At 64.7% G+C, this 13,344-nt stretch carries 25 protein-coding genes; all 25 read left to right on the forward strand.

Annotated features, from left to right (window positions below; translation table 11 throughout):
* Window positions 1–3: 3 nt before the first annotated feature.
* A complete protein-coding gene (rplC, locus tag IAE60_RS08495; protein WP_187574528.1) occupies window positions 4–657 on the forward strand; it encodes a 50S ribosomal protein L3 in 654 nt (217 codons plus the stop codon).
* Between the two features lie 11 nt (window positions 658–668).
* Window positions 669–1,274, forward strand: a complete 606-nt coding sequence (rplD, locus tag IAE60_RS08500; protein WP_187574529.1) for a 50S ribosomal protein L4 — start codon at window positions 669–671, stop codon at window positions 1,272–1,274.
* Entirely contained in the window at window positions 1,271–1,570 is a 300-nt protein-coding gene (gene rplW, locus IAE60_RS08505) for a 50S ribosomal protein L23 (RefSeq protein ID WP_055941273.1), read from the forward strand. The genes rplD and rplW overlap by 4 nt, the downstream gene beginning before the upstream one ends.
* 11 nt (window positions 1,571–1,581) lie before the next feature.
* Complete coding sequence (gene rplB / locus IAE60_RS08510) at window positions 1,582–2,409, forward strand: 50S ribosomal protein L2 (RefSeq protein ID WP_185895434.1); 828 nt, start codon at window positions 1,582–1,584, stop codon at window positions 2,407–2,409.
* 6 nt (window positions 2,410–2,415) lie between these two features.
* Window positions 2,416–2,691: a 30S ribosomal protein S19 gene (rpsS, locus tag IAE60_RS08515; protein ID WP_055941277.1), complete on the forward strand. Its 276-nt coding sequence runs from the start codon at window positions 2,416–2,418 to the stop codon at window positions 2,689–2,691.
* 12 nt (window positions 2,692–2,703) lie between these two features.
* Complete coding sequence (rplV, locus tag IAE60_RS08520) at window positions 2,704–3,039, forward strand: 50S ribosomal protein L22 (protein WP_055943295.1); 336 nt, start codon at window positions 2,704–2,706, stop codon at window positions 3,037–3,039.
* 2 nt (window positions 3,040–3,041) lie between these two features.
* On the forward strand, window positions 3,042–3,761 hold the full coding sequence (gene rpsC / locus IAE60_RS08525) for a 30S ribosomal protein S3 (protein ID WP_056878821.1): 720 nt from the start codon (window positions 3,042–3,044) through the stop codon (window positions 3,759–3,761).
* Window positions 3,762–3,767: 6 nt separating this feature from the next.
* Entirely contained in the window at window positions 3,768–4,181 is a 414-nt protein-coding gene (gene rplP, locus IAE60_RS08530) for a 50S ribosomal protein L16 (RefSeq protein WP_056878822.1), read from the forward strand.
* Complete coding sequence (gene rpmC, locus IAE60_RS08535; RefSeq protein ID WP_055941284.1) at window positions 4,181–4,366, forward strand: 50S ribosomal protein L29; 186 nt, start codon at window positions 4,181–4,183, stop codon at window positions 4,364–4,366. The genes rplP and rpmC overlap by 1 nt, the downstream gene beginning before the upstream one ends.
* Before the next feature lie 12 nt (window positions 4,367–4,378).
* Complete coding sequence (gene rpsQ, locus IAE60_RS08540; protein WP_056878823.1) at window positions 4,379–4,645, forward strand: 30S ribosomal protein S17; 267 nt, start codon at window positions 4,379–4,381, stop codon at window positions 4,643–4,645.
* A gap of 16 nt (window positions 4,646–4,661) precedes the next feature.
* On the forward strand, window positions 4,662–5,030 hold the full coding sequence (rplN, locus tag IAE60_RS08545) for a 50S ribosomal protein L14 (protein WP_013535986.1): 369 nt from the start codon (window positions 4,662–4,664) through the stop codon (window positions 5,028–5,030).
* 15 nt (window positions 5,031–5,045) lie between these two features.
* Window positions 5,046–5,363, forward strand: coding sequence for a 50S ribosomal protein L24 (gene rplX, locus IAE60_RS08550; protein WP_162109788.1), 318 nt, complete (start codon window positions 5,046–5,048; stop codon window positions 5,361–5,363).
* Window positions 5,364–5,374: 11 nt separating this feature from the next.
* A complete protein-coding gene (gene rplE / locus IAE60_RS08555) occupies window positions 5,375–5,917 on the forward strand; it encodes a 50S ribosomal protein L5 (RefSeq protein ID WP_162109787.1) in 543 nt (180 codons plus the stop codon).
* A gap of 20 nt (window positions 5,918–5,937) precedes the next feature.
* A complete protein-coding gene (gene rpsN, locus IAE60_RS08560; RefSeq protein ID WP_162109786.1) occupies window positions 5,938–6,243 on the forward strand; it encodes a 30S ribosomal protein S14 in 306 nt (101 codons plus the stop codon).
* 203 nt (window positions 6,244–6,446) lie between these two features.
* Window positions 6,447–6,845 carry a 30S ribosomal protein S8 gene (gene rpsH / locus IAE60_RS08565; protein WP_162109785.1) on the forward strand — a complete coding sequence of 133 codons (399 nt, stop codon included), beginning with the start codon at window positions 6,447–6,449 and terminating at the stop codon, window positions 6,843–6,845.
* A gap of 17 nt (window positions 6,846–6,862) precedes the next feature.
* Complete coding sequence (rplF, locus tag IAE60_RS08570; protein ID WP_162109784.1) at window positions 6,863–7,390, forward strand: 50S ribosomal protein L6; 528 nt, start codon at window positions 6,863–6,865, stop codon at window positions 7,388–7,390.
* A gap of 29 nt (window positions 7,391–7,419) precedes the next feature.
* Window positions 7,420–7,776 carry a 50S ribosomal protein L18 gene (gene rplR / locus IAE60_RS08575; protein ID WP_185895435.1) on the forward strand — a complete coding sequence of 119 codons (357 nt, stop codon included), beginning with the start codon at window positions 7,420–7,422 and terminating at the stop codon, window positions 7,774–7,776.
* Window positions 7,777–7,932: 156 nt separating this feature from the next.
* Window positions 7,933–8,475, forward strand: a complete 543-nt coding sequence (gene rpsE / locus IAE60_RS08580) for a 30S ribosomal protein S5 (protein WP_055941300.1) — start codon at window positions 7,933–7,935, stop codon at window positions 8,473–8,475.
* Window positions 8,468–8,659, forward strand: coding sequence for a 50S ribosomal protein L30 (rpmD, locus tag IAE60_RS08585; RefSeq protein ID WP_055941302.1), 192 nt, complete (start codon window positions 8,468–8,470; stop codon window positions 8,657–8,659). Before rpsE ends, rpmD begins: the two co-directional genes overlap by 8 nt.
* The gene (gene rplO, locus IAE60_RS08590; RefSeq protein WP_082563251.1) at window positions 8,659–9,102 is read left to right on the forward strand and encodes a 50S ribosomal protein L15; all 444 of its coding nucleotides are present in this window, start codon (window positions 8,659–8,661) and stop codon (window positions 9,100–9,102) included. Before rpmD ends, rplO begins: the two co-directional genes overlap by 1 nt.
* 7 nt (window positions 9,103–9,109) lie before the next feature.
* Window positions 9,110–10,471, forward strand: a complete 1,362-nt coding sequence (gene secY / locus IAE60_RS08595) for a preprotein translocase subunit SecY (protein WP_162109781.1) — start codon at window positions 9,110–9,112, stop codon at window positions 10,469–10,471.
* A 342-nt stretch (window positions 10,472–10,813) separates the two neighbouring features.
* Window positions 10,814–11,170, forward strand: coding sequence for a 30S ribosomal protein S13 (gene rpsM, locus IAE60_RS08600; RefSeq protein WP_055943298.1), 357 nt, complete (start codon window positions 10,814–10,816; stop codon window positions 11,168–11,170).
* A gap of 12 nt (window positions 11,171–11,182) precedes the next feature.
* Window positions 11,183–11,575 (forward strand): 30S ribosomal protein S11, encoded by a 393-nt coding sequence (rpsK, locus tag IAE60_RS08605; protein ID WP_055941307.1) that lies wholly within the window; start codon window positions 11,183–11,185, stop codon window positions 11,573–11,575.
* 14 nt (window positions 11,576–11,589) lie between these two features.
* Window positions 11,590–12,219 (forward strand): 30S ribosomal protein S4, encoded by a 630-nt coding sequence (rpsD, locus tag IAE60_RS08610; RefSeq protein WP_055941309.1) that lies wholly within the window; start codon window positions 11,590–11,592, stop codon window positions 12,217–12,219.
* Between the two features lie 50 nt (window positions 12,220–12,269).
* Window positions 12,270–13,268: a DNA-directed RNA polymerase subunit alpha gene (locus IAE60_RS08615; protein WP_185895436.1), complete on the forward strand. Its 999-nt coding sequence runs from the start codon at window positions 12,270–12,272 to the stop codon at window positions 13,266–13,268.
* The last annotated feature ends 76 nt before the right edge of the window (window positions 13,269–13,344 follow it).

Below are 13,344 nucleotides of genomic sequence, written 5' to 3' on the forward strand. Positions count from 1 at the left end.
ACCATGACCGCGAAGAAGTATTCGTTGGGTCTCGTTGGCCGCAAGGCCGGCATGACCCGTGTGTTCACCGAAGATGGCAAGTCCATTCCGGTGACGCTGATCGAAGCAACCCCGAACCGTATCACTCAGATCAAGACCCCGGAAACCGACGGCTACAGCGCCGTGCAGGTCGCCGTGGGCAGCCGTCGCGCCTCGCTCGTCACCAAGCCGGTCGCCGGTCACCTGGCCAAGGCCAAGGTCGAAGCCGGTCGTGGCCTGTGGGAGCTGCGTATCGAAGCCGACAAGCTGGGCGACTTCGCCGTCGGCGGCGAGATCAAGGCCGACATCTTTGAAGTGGGCCAGAAGGTCGACGTCCAGGGCATCACCAAGGGCAAGGGCTTCCAGGGCACCATCAAGCGCTGGAACTTCCGCATGGGCGACGCCACCCACGGTAACTCGCTGTCGCATCGCGCGCCGGGTTCGCTGGGTCAGCGCCAGACGCCGGGTCGCGTGTTCCCGGGCAAGAAGATGTCCGGCCACATGGGCGCCGTGCAGCAGAGCACGCAGAACCTGGAAATCGTCCGCGTGGACGCCGAGCGCGGCCTGATCGCCGTTCGCGGCGCCGTGCCGGGTGCGCCGGGTGGCGACGTGATCGTGCGTCCGGCAAGCAAGGGTTGAGGAGAACGACCATGGAACTAGCCATTACAGGTAGCGCCAACAAGCTGTCGGTCTCCGACGACGTGTTCGGCCGCGAATTCAGCGAGGATCTGGTCCATCAGGTCGTCGTTGCCTACCGCAACGCCGGTCGTTCCGGCACCAAGGCGCAGAAGACTCGCGCCGAAGTGAACGGCACCACCAAGAAGTCCAAGAAGCAGAAGGGCGGCGGCGCCCGTCACGGCGCCCTGACCGCGCCGATCTTCGTCGGCGGCGGCGTGACCTTCGCGGCCAAGCCGCGCAGCTTCGCGCAGAAGGTGAACCGCAAGATGTACCGCGCGGCCATCAGCTCGATCCTGTCGGAGCTGAACCGCCAGAACCGCCTGAAGGTCGTGGAAGCGTTCGATGTGGACGCCACCAAGACCAGCGCCCTGGTCGAGAAGCTGAAGGGCCTGGATCTGGGCAAGCGTCCGCTGATCGTCACCGAGGATGCCTCCGAGCACCTGTACCTGTCCGCCCGCAATCTTCCCTACGTGGAAGTGCGCGACGTGCAGGGCCTGGATCCGGCGGCGCTGGTCGGTGCCGACTCCGTGCTGATCACGGCCGACGCCATCAAGAAGATCGAGGAGTGGCTGGCATGATCAGCAACGAAAAGATTTTTGCCGTGCTGCGCGCTCCGCGTGTCTCCGAAAAGACCGTGCGCCTGCAGGAACTCTCCAACCAATACGTCTTCGAAGTCTCGAACGATGCCACCAAGGCCGATGTCAAGGCCGCGGTCGAGCAGCTGTTCGACGTCAAGGTCGAGACGGTCAACGTGGTGAACGTGAAGGGCAAGAACAAGTCCTTCCGCAACCGCGCCGGCCGCCGCGGCGACTGGCGCAAGGCGTACGTGCGTCTGGCCGATGGCCAGGCCATCGACGTGTCGGCCAAGGCCTGAGGTAGACCCACATGCCATTGATGAAGTTCAAACCCACCTCCGCCGGCCGCCGTTCCGCCGTCCGCGTGGTGACACCCGACCTGCACAAGGGAGCGCCGCATGCGCCGCTCCTCGAGAAGCAGAGCAAGACCGGTGGTCGTAACCACCACGGTCGCATCACCACCCGCCACATCGGTGGTGGCCACAAGCAGCACTACCGCCTCATCGACTTCAAGCGCGACAAGGAAGGCATTCCGGCGCGCGTGGAGCGGATCGAATACGATCCCAACCGCACCGCGCACATCGCGCTGCTGTGCTATGTCGATGGCGAGCGCCGCTACATCATCGCCCCCAAGGGCCTGAAGGCCGGCGACCAGGTCATCGCCGGTAGCGATGCGCCGATCAAGGCCGGCAACACGCTGCCGCTGCGCAACATCCCGGTCGGTACGACGATCCACGGCATCGAGCTGAAGCCGGGCAAGGGCGCGCAGATCGCCCGCGCCGCCGGCGCCGCCGTGCAGTTGGTCGCCCGCGAGCAGGGTTTTGCCACGCTGCGCCTCCGCTCCGGCGAGATGCGCAAGGTGCAGGTCGAGTGCCGCGCCACCGTTGGCGAAGTGGGCAACGACGAGCACAGCCTGGAGAAGTTGGGCAAGGCCGGCGCCAAGCGCTGGCGCGGTGTCAAGCCGACCGTCCGCGGTGCGGCCATGAACCCCGTCGACCACCCGCACGGTGGTGGTGAGGCCAAGGCCGGCCAGGGCAACCCGCACCCGGTCACCCCGTGGGGTGTGCCGACCAAGGGTTACAAGACGCGCAAGAACAAGCGCACGCAGCAATTCATCGTCCGCGATCGTAGGGGCTAATCGACCATGGCACGTTCACTCAAGAAGGGCCCGTTCGTCGATCACCACCTCGTCAAGAAGGTGGAGGCCGCGGGCGGCAGCAAGAAGCCGATCAAGACCTGGTCGCGCCGTTCGATGATCCTGCCGGAAATGGTGGGTTTCACGATCGCCATCCACAATGGCAAGAACCACGTTCCGGTGCTGGTCAACGAGAACATGGTCGGCCACAAGCTCGGCGAGTTTGCCGTCACCCGTACCTTCAAGGGTCACGGTGGCGACAAGAAAGCCGGCGGCAAGAAGTAAGGAGAGATGACCATGGAAGCGAAAGCCATCCTGCGCACCGCGCGCATCTCCCCCCAGAAGGCCCGCCTGGTCGCCGATCAGGTGCGCGGGCTGCCGGCCGAGCGCGCCGTCAACCTGCTGAAGTTCTCGGACAAGAAGGCTGCCCACCTGATCAAGAAGGTCGTGGAGTCCGCCATCGCCAACGCCGAGAACAACCAGGGCGCCGACGTCGACGAGCTGAAGGTCAAGACCATCATGGTCGACGAAGGTCCGATGCTGAAGCGTTTCATGGCCCGCGCCAAGGGCCGTGGCACCCGCATTCTGAAGCGCACCAGCCACATCACCGTGGTCGTGGGCGAGGGCAAATAAGTATGGGTCACAAAGTTCATCCGACCGGTATCCGCCTGGGCATCGCCAAGGACTGGAATTCCAAGTGGTTCGCCAACAAGCGCGACTACGCCGACTATCTGGCCGCGGACCTCAAGGTGCGCGAGATGCTTCGCAAGAAGCTGGCCCAGGCCGGCATTTCCAAGATCCTGATCGAGCGTCCGGCCAAGACCGCCCGCGTGACCATCCACACCGCCCGTCCGGGCGTGGTGATCGGCAAGCGCGGTGAGGACATCGAGAAGCTGCGCAAGGAAGTGAGTGACCTGATGGGCGTCCCGGCGCACATCAACGTCACCGAAGTGCGCAAGCCCGAGCTGGACGCCCAGCTGGTGGCCGAATCGATCGCGCAGCAGCTGGAGCGCCGCATCATGTTCCGCCGCGCCATGAAGCGCGCCGTGGGCAACGCGATGCGCCTGGGTGCCCTGGGCATCAAGGTCAACGTGGCAGGCCGCTTGAACGGTGCGGAAATCGCCCGTTCCGAGTGGTACCGCGAAGGCCGCGTGCCGCTGCACACGCTGCGTGCCGACATCGATTACGGTTTTGCCGAGGCGAAGACCACCTACGGCATCATCGGCATCAAGGTGTGGGTCTACAAGGGCGAAATCTTCGATTTCAGCCAGGTGGGTCAGGAGAAGCAGGACGACGCGCGCCCCGAGCGTAGCGAGCGTCCTTCGCGCCCGGCTCGTGACCGCGACGCGAGGTAATCAGTCATGTTGCAACCCAAGCGAACCAAATACCGCAAGATGCACAAGGGCCGGAACGAAGGCCTGAGCTGGAACGGTAACCTCGTCAGTTTCGGCGAGTACGGCCTGAAGGCCACGGCGCACGGTCAGCTGACCGCGCGCCAGATCGAAGCGGCCCGCCGCTCGATCAGCCGCTACGTCAAGCGCGGCGGCAAGATGTGGATCCGCGTGTTCCCCGACAAGCCGATTACCAAGAAGCCCATCGAAGTCCGAATGGGTTCGGGTAAGGGTAACGTCGAGTACTGGGTCGCCCAGATCCAGCCGGGCCGCATGATCTATGAAATCGAAGGCGTCAGCGAGGACATCGCGCGCGAGGCGTTCCGCCTGGCCGCGGCCAAGCTGTCGGTCACCACCACTTTCGTGACCCGGACGGTGCGCTAATGGAACTCAAGCAACTCCGCGAGAAATCGGCTGACGAGCTGAAGGCCCACCTGACCGAGTTGCGCAAGGAGCAGTTCTCCCTGCGCATGCAGAAGGTGACCGGCCAGCTGCCGAAGACGCATGAAACCCGCCGGGTCCGTCGCGAGATCGCTCGCGTCAAGACCCTGCTGGGCAGCCAGAAGTAAGGAGCGACCAAGATGAGCGATAACAAAGACAAAGCGCAACGCACCATCGAAGGCCGCGTCGTCAGCAACAAGATGGACAAGACGGTCACCGTCCTGGTGGAGCGTCAGGTCAAGCACGCCCTGTACGGCAAGTACATCAAGCGTTCCACCAAGCTGCACGCGCACGACGCGGACAACAGCTGCAAGGAAGGCGACGTGGTGCGCGTGACCGAGATCGCCCCGATGTCCAAGACCAAGAACTGGCGCGTGGTGGAAATCATCACCCGCGCGGCCGAATAAAGAGGAGATCTGAATCATGATCCAGATGCAGAGCTACCTTGACGCGGCCGACAACTCCGGCGCCAAGGAACTGATGTGCATCAAGGTGCTGGGCGGCTCCAAGCGCCGTTACGCCGGCATCGGCGACATCATCAAGGTGACCGTTAAGGACGCCATTCCGCGCGGCAAGGTCAAGAAGGGCGAAGTCTACGACGCCGTGGTCGTGCGTACCCGCAAGGGCGTCCGCCGCCCGGACGGTTCGCTGATCCGCTTCGACGGCAACGCAGCCGTGCTGCTCAACAACAAGCAGGAGCCGATCGGCACCCGCATCTTCGGGCCCGTGACCCGCGAGCTGCGTTCCGAGAAGTTCATGAAGATCGTTTCGCTCGCGCCTGAAGTGCTCTGAGCGGAGGACATAGAAATGGCTAACCGTATCAAGAAGGGCGACCAGGTCGTCGTCATCACCGGCAAGGACAAGGGCAAGAAGGGCGACGTTGTGCGCGTGGACGGCGACCGCGTGGTCGTCTCCAACGTGAATGTCGTCAAGCGCCACACCAAGCCGAACCCGCAGGCCGGCATCGCGGGTGGCGTGGTGGAAAGCGAGCGCTCGATCCACATTTCCAATGTCGCGCTGTTCAACCCGGCGACGGGTAAGGGCGAGCGTATCGGTTTCAAGGTGCTGGAGGATGGACGCAAACTGCGCGTGTTCCGCTCCAGCGGTGAGGCGCTCGACGCCTGAGGAATGAGGTCATGACCACCCGTCTCGAAAAAATGTACAAGGAAGAAGTGGCGCCGGCTCTGATGAAGAAGTTCGGCTACACCAATCCGATGGAAGTGCCGAAGATCACCAAGATCACCATCAACATGGGTGTGGGTGAAGCGGCGACCAATAAGAAGATCCTGGAAAACGCCGTGGCCGACCTGGCCAAGATCACCGGCCAGAAGCCGATCACGACCAAGTCCCGCGTGTCGGTGGCTTCGTTCAAGATCCGCGACGGTTGGCCGATCGGCTGCAAGGTCACCCTGCGTCGCGCCAAGATGTACGAGTTCCTGGACCGCCTGATCAGCATCTCGCTGCCGCGCGTCCGCGACTTCCGTGGCGTGTCCGGCCGTTCCTTCGACGGTCGCGGCAACTACAACATGGGCGTGAAGGAACAGATCATCTTCCCGGAAATCGACTTCGACGCCGTCGACGCGATCCGCGGCATGGATATCGCCATCACCACGACCGCCAAGAACGACGCCGAAGCCAAGGCGCTGCTCGAAGCGTTCAAGTTCCCGTTCCGCAACTGATTCGCTAGGAAGAAGACATCATGGCAAAGACCTCGATGGTCAACCGCGACATCAAGCGGGAAAAGCTGGCCAAGCAGTACGCCGCCAAGCGCGATGCGCTGAAGAAGATCATCTCGAGTACGACTGCGTCGTACGAAGAGAAGATCGAGGCGGTCACCAAGTTGCAGAAGCTGCCGCGCGACTCCTCGCCGAGCCGCCAGCGCAACCGCTGCGAGCTGTCCGGTCGTTCGCGTGGCGTGTACCGCAAGTTCGGCCTGGGCCGCAACATGCTGCGCAAGGCCACCATGAACGGCGACGTGCCCGGCCTGCGCAAGGCCAGCTGGTAACAGTCTCCCGCGCCGCCCGCGAGGGCGGTCGCACGGAGTGAAGCGACAAGTCCGGCACAGGCCGGACTTGTTGTTGTACAATGTTCGGCTCCCGTGGCCTGGCCGGGGAGTGCCGGTCCGCCGGCGGCCCGCCTGGGGGTTCCAGGGACAACACAAGATTTTCGCGAAAGCGGATATCGGTGCTACTCATAAGGCAGACTCTAATGAGCATGACTGATCCCATCGCCGACATGCTGGTGCGCATTCGCAATGCCGCCGCTGTGGGCAAGCCGACGGTGAAGATGCCGTCCTCCAAGATCAAGACCTCGATCGCCAACGTGCTGAAGGCCGAAGGCTATATCGGCGACGTCCGCGTGACGAAGACCGAGAACAACAAGGCCGAGCTCGAGATCGTCCTGAAGTACTTCGAAGGCAAGCCGGTCATCGAGAAGCTGAGCCGCGTGTCCCGTTCGGGCCTGCGCCAGTACCGTGGCAAGGCCGAGCTGCCCAAGGTCCTCGGTGGCCTGGGCGTCGCCATCATCTCCACTTCCAAGGGCATCATGACCGATGCGCAGGCCCGTGCGGCCGGCGTGGGTGGTGAAGTCCTGTGCTTCGTGGCCTAAGCGAAGGAGCCCAGAACATGTCCCGCGTAGCCAAGAAGCCGATCAATCTCCCCAAGGGCGTCGAACTGAGCACCCAGGGCGAGACCCTCAACGTCAAGGGCCCGAAGGGCACCCTGTCCATCGCCAAGCCGGCCGGCGTCGACGTGAATGTCGACAACGGCGTGGCCAACCTGTCGCCCGCCACCCCGGCCGACGACGCCATCACCGGCACCATCCGCGCGATCCTGGCCAACATGGTCAAGGGCGTGTCGGAAGGCTTCGAGCGCAAGCTCGAGCTGGTGGGCGTGGGCTACCGTGCCGCGATGCAGGGCAAGGACCTGAACCTGTCGCTGGGTTTCTCCCACCCGATCCTGTTCAAGACGCCGGAAGGCATCACCATCGCCACCCCGACCCAGACCGAAATCCTGGTGCAGGGCGCCGACAAGCAGCGCGTGGGTGAAGTCGCCGCCAAGATCCGCGGTTTCCGTCCGCCGGAGCCCTACAAGGGCAAGGGCGTGAAGTACTCCGACGAAACCATCATCCGCAAGGAAGCGAAGAAGGCCTAACCGGGCTTTCGGCTTCGAGGAACCAGATCATGAGCATCAAGAACACCGCCCGCCTGCGTCGCGCCAAGTCGACCCGTGCGCACATCCGCGAGCTCGGCGTGCCGCGCCTGTCGGTGCTGCGCACCGGCCAGCACATCTACGCCCAGCTGTTCACCGCCGACGGCGCCAAGGTCATCGCCTCCGCCAACACCCTGCAGGCCGACGTCAAGGATGGCCTGAAGAACGGCAAGAACAGCGACGCCGCCGCCCGCGTGGGTCAGGTCATCGCCGAGCGCGCCAAGGCCGCGGGCATCGAGAAGATCGCGTTCGATCGCTCGGGCTACCGTTACCACGGCCGCATCAAGGCCCTGGCCGACGCGGCCCGCGAAGGCGGCCTGCAGTTCTAATCCTGAAAGGCATGGGGGCGACCCCATGCCTTGTCCTGCCGGCGCGGGCTGCGCCGGGCGCGGTCGCTCTTCTGCAGCGGCCGATGCGTCACCGCTCCACACCACAACCATAAGCGGCCAAGCCGTACATACCTCATCAACCAAGGAATTCAAGCAATGGCAGAAGAACGTCAGCCGCGGGGTCGCGATCGCGATCGCAACCGCGAAGAGAAAGTCGACGACGGCATGATCGAGAAGCTGGTCGCGGTCAACCGCGTCAGCAAGACCGTCAAGGGCGGTCGCCAGTTCACCTTCACCGCACTGACGGTGGTGGGCGACGGCAACGGCAAGATCGGTTTCGGTTACGGCAAGGCGCGTGAAGTGCCGGTCGCCATCCAGAAGTCGATGGAGTACGCCCGCAAGGGCATGCTGAACGTCGACCTGAACAACGGCACGCTGTGGCACCCGGTGAAGGCCGGTCACGGTGCGGCGCGCGTGTTCATGCAGCCGGCCTCGGAAGGTACGGGCGTGATCGCCGGCGGTGCCATGCGCGCCGTGCTGGAAGCGGTGGGCGTGAAGAACGTGCTGGCCAAGGCCGTCGGTTCGCGCAACCCGATCAACCTGGTCCGCGCCACGCTGAAGGGCCTGAGCGACATGCAGTCGCCGACCCGCATCGCGGCCAAGCGCGGCAAGAAGGTGGAGGAACTCCTCAATGGCTAACGAGTCCAACAAGACCGTCAAGGTGCGCCTGGTGCGCGGCCTGCGTGGTTCCCAGTCGCGTCACCGCCTGTCGGTGAAGGCGCTGGGCCTGAACAAGCTCAACGACGTGCGTGAACTGAAGGACAGCCCGCAGGTGCGCGGCCTGATCGCCAAGGTCCACTACCTCGTCAAGGTCGAGGAGTAATCAACATGCGTCTCAACACACTGAAGCCCGCCGACGGCGCCCGTACCGAACGCACCCGCGTCGGCCGTGGTATCGGTTCCGGCCTGGGCAAGACCGCGGGTCGCGGCCACAAGGGCTCGTTCGCGCGCGCCGGCAAGGGCAAGATCAAGGCGAAGTTCGAAGGCGGCCAGATGCCGCTGATCAAGCGCCTGCCGAAGGTCGGTTTCCGCTCCAAGCTGAAGCTGGATTGCGCGGAAGTGCTGTCCTACCAGCTGGAAAAGCTGGAAGCCGGCGAGATCGACTTCGCCGCGCTGCGTGCCGCCAAGCTGGTGCCCAGCACCGCCAAGCGCGCCAAGATCGTGAAGAAGGGCGAACTGACCAAGAAGTTCGTGCTGAAGGGCGTGGCCGCCACGGCCGGTGCCAAGGCCGCCATCGAGGCTGCCGGCGGCAGCGTGCAGGAGTAACGGACGCATGGCGCAGGGTAATGCCGCCGGTGCGCTGGCAGGCGCAGGCAAGTTCACCGAACTCCGCCAGCGCCTGCTGTTCGTGCTGGGTGCGCTGATCGTCTACCGGATCGGCTGCTTCATTCCGGTCCCGGGCGTCAATCCCGATGCCATGCTTGCGATGATGCAGGCGCAGGGCGGCGGCATCGTGGACATGTTTAACATGTTCTCGGGCGGCGCCCTGCACCGTTTCAGCATCTTCGCGCTGAACGTCATGCCCTACATCTCGGCGTCGATCGTGATGCAGCTGGGCGTGCACATCTTCCCCAGCCTCAAGGCGCTGCAGAAGGAAGGCGAGTCCGGTCGCCGCAAGATCACCCAGTACTCGCGCATCGGCGCCGTGCTGCTGGCGGTCGTGCAGGGCGGCAGCATCGCCACCGCGCTGCAGAACCAGGTCGCGCCGGGCGGCATGCCGGTGGTGTACGCGCCGGGCATGGGTTTCGTGCTGACCGCGGTGGTCGCACTGACCGCCGGCACCATCTTCCTGATGTGGCTGGGCGAGCAGGTGACGGAGCGCGGCATCGGCAACGGCGTCTCGCTGATCATCTTCGCCGGCATCGTGGCCGGCCTGCCGGGTGCGGTCATCCAGACGGTGGGCGCGTTCCGTGACGGCACGCTGAGCTTCATTTCGCTGCTGGTCATCGCGGTGGTGGTGCTGGGCTTCACGTTCCTGGTCGTCTTCGTGGAGCGCGGGCAGCGACGGATCACGGTGAACTACGCGCGCCGCCAGGGCGGTCGCAACGCGTACATGAACCAGACCTCGTTCCTGCCGCTGAAGCTCAACATGGCCGGTGTCATCCCGCCGATCTTCGCGTCCAGCATCCTGGCCTTCCCGGCCACGCTGGCGATGTGGTCCGGCGAGAACAGCGGTGCCACCACCTGGCTGCAGCGCATCTCCAATGCCCTGGCCCCGGGCGAGCCGCTGCACATGATCGTGTTCGCAGCGATGATCATCGGCTTCGCGTTCTTCTACACGGCGCTGGTGTTCAACTCGCAGGAAACCGCCGAGAACCTGAAGAAGTCGGGCGCGCTGATCCCGGGCATCCGCCCCGGCAAGGCCACCGCCGACTACGTCGACGGCGTGCTGACCCGCCTGACGGCCATCGGTTCGCTGTACCTGGTGGCGGTCTGCCTGCTGCCGGAAGTGATGCGCACCCAGCTGGGCACCTCGTTCTACTTCGGCGGCACCTCGCTGCTGATCGTGGTGGTGGTGGTGATGGACTTCATCGCGCAGATCCAGGCGCACCTGATGTCCCACCAGTACGAGAGCCTGCTGAAGAAGGCCAATCTGAAAGGCGGCTCGCGGGGCGGTCTTGCCCCCCGCGGCTGAGGTATAATCGCGGGCTTCCCGCACCAGTCCGGCCCTCATGGCCGGCTGACTTAGATGGGCGGCCCCCGCAGCGATCCGGTGCGGGGGTGAGAACCGGCCAGTCCCTGCGCCAGAGTAGCGCGGGCGGGGTGGGCAGGGGGAAACCCCGGTCCCGCACCAGGCAGGTTCCGGCGCCGGAGCATGGGCACACTCCCCATGCCGGGTCTGCGGCCGGCTTTGCCGGCACGGACTTCCAAGGAACACCGGATCGGGCTATACTTTCCAGTTCACTCCGCCTGTCTGCGCGAATCCCGCCCGGGACGACCGTACACGGGCCAATACTCACAGTTGGAGAACCGCGTCATGGCGCGTATTGCAGGTGTCAACCTGCCTGCCCAGAAGCATGTCTGGGTCGGTTTGCAAAGCATCTACGGCATCGGCCGTACCCGTTCCAAGAAGGTCTGCGAAGCCGCCGGCGTCGCCTCGACCACCAAGATCCGCGACCTGTCGGAGCCGGAAGTCGAGCGCCTGCGCGCCGAAGTCGGCAAGTACGTGGTCGAAGGCGACCTGCGCCGTGAAGTCGGCATCGCCATCAAGCGCCTGATGGACCTGGGCTGCTACCGCGGCCTGCGCCATCGTCGCGGCCTGCCGCTGCGTGGCCAGCGCACCCGCACCAACGCCCGCACCCGCAAGGGTCCGCGCAAAGCCATCAAGAAGTAAGGGGCGACCATCATGGCCAAGCCAGCTGCTGCCAAAGTCAAGAAGAAGATCAAGCGCGTCATCACCGACGGCGTCGCCCACGTCCACGCTTCTTTCAACAACACCATCGTCACCATCACCGACCGCCAGGGCAATGCGCTTTCCTGGGCGACCTCGGGTGGTGCCGGTTTCCGCGGTTCCCGCAAGTCCACGCCGTTCGCGGCGCAGGTCGCCGCCGAGAAGGCCGGCCGTGCCGCACTGGACTACGGCGTGAAGTCGCTGGAAGTCCGCATCAAGGGCCCGGGTCCGGGTCGTGAGTCGGCCGTGCGTTCGTTGAACAACGTGGGCTACAAGATCACCAACATCATCGACGTGACGCCGATCCCGCACAACGGGTGCCGTCCGCCGAAAAAGCGTCGCGTCTAAGGGGGCGATAAGAAATGGCTCGTTATATCGGTCCTACCTGTAAGCTCGCGCGCCGCGAAGGCGCCGACCTGTCGCTCAAGAGCCCGGCCCGTGCGCTGGACTCCAAGTGCAAGCTGGAGCAGAAGCCCGGCCAGCACGGCGCCACCGCCCGCAAGGGCAAGCTGTCCGACTACGCCACCCAGCTGCGCGAGAAGCAGAAGGTCAAGCGTATCTATGGCCTGCTCGAGCGCCAGTTCCGCAACTACTACAAGAAGGCCTCGACCAAGAAGGGCAACACCGGCGAGAACCTGCTGCAGCTGCTGGAAACCCGCCTGGACAACGTCATCTACCGCATGGGATTCGCCGTGACCCGTCCGGCCGCGCGCCAGCTGGTCTCGCACCGCGGCGTGCTGGTCAACGGCAAGCCGGTCAACCTGCCTTCCTACCAGGTCAAGGCCGGTGACGCGATCGCGCTGTCGGAGAAGGCCCAGAAGCAGCTCCGCGTGCAGGAGTCGCTGACGGTCGCCGAGCAGCTCGACCTGAACCCGTCGTGGGTCGAAGTCGATGCGAAGAAGTTCAGCGGCGTGTTCAAGGCGGTTCCGGCGCGTTCGGACCTGCCCGCCGACATCAACGAAGCGCTGATCGTCGAGTTGTACTCGAAGTAATTCATTCACGCACCCCCGGGCGACCGGGGGACCGCAGGAGACAAAGCAACATGACGGGTATTACTCAGCAAGTGCTGCGCCCCCGCGGCCCGCAGATCGAGCGCCTGACCGGCAACCGTGCGAAGGTGGTCATCGAACCGCTGGAGCGTGGTTACGGCCATACGCTCGGCAATGCGTTGCGCCGCGTGCTGCTGTCGTCGATCCCCGGCTTCGCGATCACCGAAGTCGAGATCGATGGCGTGCTGCACGAATACAGCACCATCGAAGGCATGCAGGAAGACGTGCTGGAAGTGCTGTTGAACCTGAAGGATGTGGCCATCCGCATCCACTCCGGCGACTCGTCCACGCTGAGCCTGGCCAAGCAGGGCCCGGGCGTGGTGACCGCCGGCGACATCAAGACCGACCACAACGTCGAGATCCTGAATCCGGAACTGGTCATCTGCAACCTGACCAAGGACACGGCGCTGAACATGCGCCTGAAGATCGAGCGCGGTTTCGGCTACCAGCCGGCCGCTGCCCGCCGCCGTCCGGACGAAGAGACCCGTGCGATCGGTCGCCTGGTGCTGGACGCCTCGTTCTCGCCGGTCCGTCGCGTCGCGTACGCGGTGGAATCCGCGCGCGTCGAGCAGCGCACCGACCTGGACAAGCTGGTCCTGGACATCGAGACCAACGGCACCATCGACGCCGAGGAAGCCGTGCGCACCGCCGCCGACATCCTCAGCGACCAGCTGTCGGTGTTCGGTGACTTCACGCATCGCGACCGCGGCGCGCCGAAGCAGGCTGCCAGCGGTGTTGATCCGGTGCTGCTGCGCCCGATCGACGACCTGGAGCTGACGGTGCGTTCGGCCAACTGCCTGAAGGCCGAGAGCATCTACTACATCGGCGACCTGATCCAGAAGACGGAAGTCGAACTGCTCAAGACCCCGAACCTCGGCAAGAAGTCGCTGACCGAGATCAAGGAAGTCCTGGCGCAGCGCGGCCTGTCCCTGGGCATGAAGCTGGAGAACTGGCCGCCGGCCGGTGTCGCCCAGCACGGCATGCTCGGCTGATGATGCAACACGAAGCTCCCGCCATCGCGCGGGAGCTTCGCTGCAACACCCTCGTCGACGGACCTGAAGGCCCGCG

This window comes from Pseudoxanthomonas mexicana (genome assembly GCF_014397415.1).
In the GTDB taxonomy this organism is placed as follows: domain Bacteria; phylum Pseudomonadota; class Gammaproteobacteria; order Xanthomonadales; family Xanthomonadaceae; genus Pseudoxanthomonas_A; species Pseudoxanthomonas_A mexicana.

Coding starts and splice junctions, on each gene's coding strand:
- rpsN (WP_162109786.1), top strand. CDS start 5,938: ATGGCAAAGACCTCGATGGTCAACCGCGACATCAAGCGGGAAAAGCTG.
- rplB (WP_185895434.1), top strand. CDS start 1,582: ATGCCATTGATGAAGTTCAAACCCACCTCCGCCGGCCGCCGTTCCGCC.
- rplE (WP_162109787.1), top strand. CDS start 5,375: ATGACCACCCGTCTCGAAAAAATGTACAAGGAAGAAGTGGCGCCGGCT.
- secY (WP_162109781.1), top strand. CDS start 9,110: ATGGCGCAGGGTAATGCCGCCGGTGCGCTGGCAGGCGCAGGCAAGTTC.
- rpsC (WP_056878821.1), top strand. CDS start 3,042: ATGGGTCACAAAGTTCATCCGACCGGTATCCGCCTGGGCATCGCCAAG.
- rplR (WP_185895435.1), top strand. CDS start 7,420: ATGAGCATCAAGAACACCGCCCGCCTGCGTCGCGCCAAGTCGACCCGT.
- rplF (WP_162109784.1), top strand. CDS start 6,863: ATGTCCCGCGTAGCCAAGAAGCCGATCAATCTCCCCAAGGGCGTCGAA.
- rplD (WP_187574529.1), top strand. CDS start 669: ATGGAACTAGCCATTACAGGTAGCGCCAACAAGCTGTCGGTCTCCGAC.
- rpsM (WP_055943298.1), top strand. CDS start 10,814: ATGGCGCGTATTGCAGGTGTCAACCTGCCTGCCCAGAAGCATGTCTGG.
- rpmC (WP_055941284.1), top strand. CDS start 4,181: ATGGAACTCAAGCAACTCCGCGAGAAATCGGCTGACGAGCTGAAGGCC.
- rpsK (WP_055941307.1), top strand. CDS start 11,183: ATGGCCAAGCCAGCTGCTGCCAAAGTCAAGAAGAAGATCAAGCGCGTC.
- rpsS (WP_055941277.1), top strand. CDS start 2,416: ATGGCACGTTCACTCAAGAAGGGCCCGTTCGTCGATCACCACCTCGTC.
- rplN (WP_013535986.1), top strand. CDS start 4,662: ATGATCCAGATGCAGAGCTACCTTGACGCGGCCGACAACTCCGGCGCC.
- rpsQ (WP_056878823.1), top strand. CDS start 4,379: ATGAGCGATAACAAAGACAAAGCGCAACGCACCATCGAAGGCCGCGTC.
- rplP (WP_056878822.1), top strand. CDS start 3,768: ATGTTGCAACCCAAGCGAACCAAATACCGCAAGATGCACAAGGGCCGG.
- rplV (WP_055943295.1), top strand. CDS start 2,704: ATGGAAGCGAAAGCCATCCTGCGCACCGCGCGCATCTCCCCCCAGAAG.
- rpmD (WP_055941302.1), top strand. CDS start 8,468: ATGGCTAACGAGTCCAACAAGACCGTCAAGGTGCGCCTGGTGCGCGGC.
- rplX (WP_162109788.1), top strand. CDS start 5,046: ATGGCTAACCGTATCAAGAAGGGCGACCAGGTCGTCGTCATCACCGGC.
- rpsE (WP_055941300.1), top strand. CDS start 7,933: ATGGCAGAAGAACGTCAGCCGCGGGGTCGCGATCGCGATCGCAACCGC.
- rpsD (WP_055941309.1), top strand. CDS start 11,590: ATGGCTCGTTATATCGGTCCTACCTGTAAGCTCGCGCGCCGCGAAGGC.
- IAE60_RS08615 (WP_185895436.1), top strand. CDS start 12,270: ATGACGGGTATTACTCAGCAAGTGCTGCGCCCCCGCGGCCCGCAGATC.
- rpsH (WP_162109785.1), top strand. CDS start 6,447: ATGAGCATGACTGATCCCATCGCCGACATGCTGGTGCGCATTCGCAAT.
- rplC (WP_187574528.1), top strand. CDS start 4: ATGACCGCGAAGAAGTATTCGTTGGGTCTCGTTGGCCGCAAGGCCGGC.
- rplW (WP_055941273.1), top strand. CDS start 1,271: ATGATCAGCAACGAAAAGATTTTTGCCGTGCTGCGCGCTCCGCGTGTC.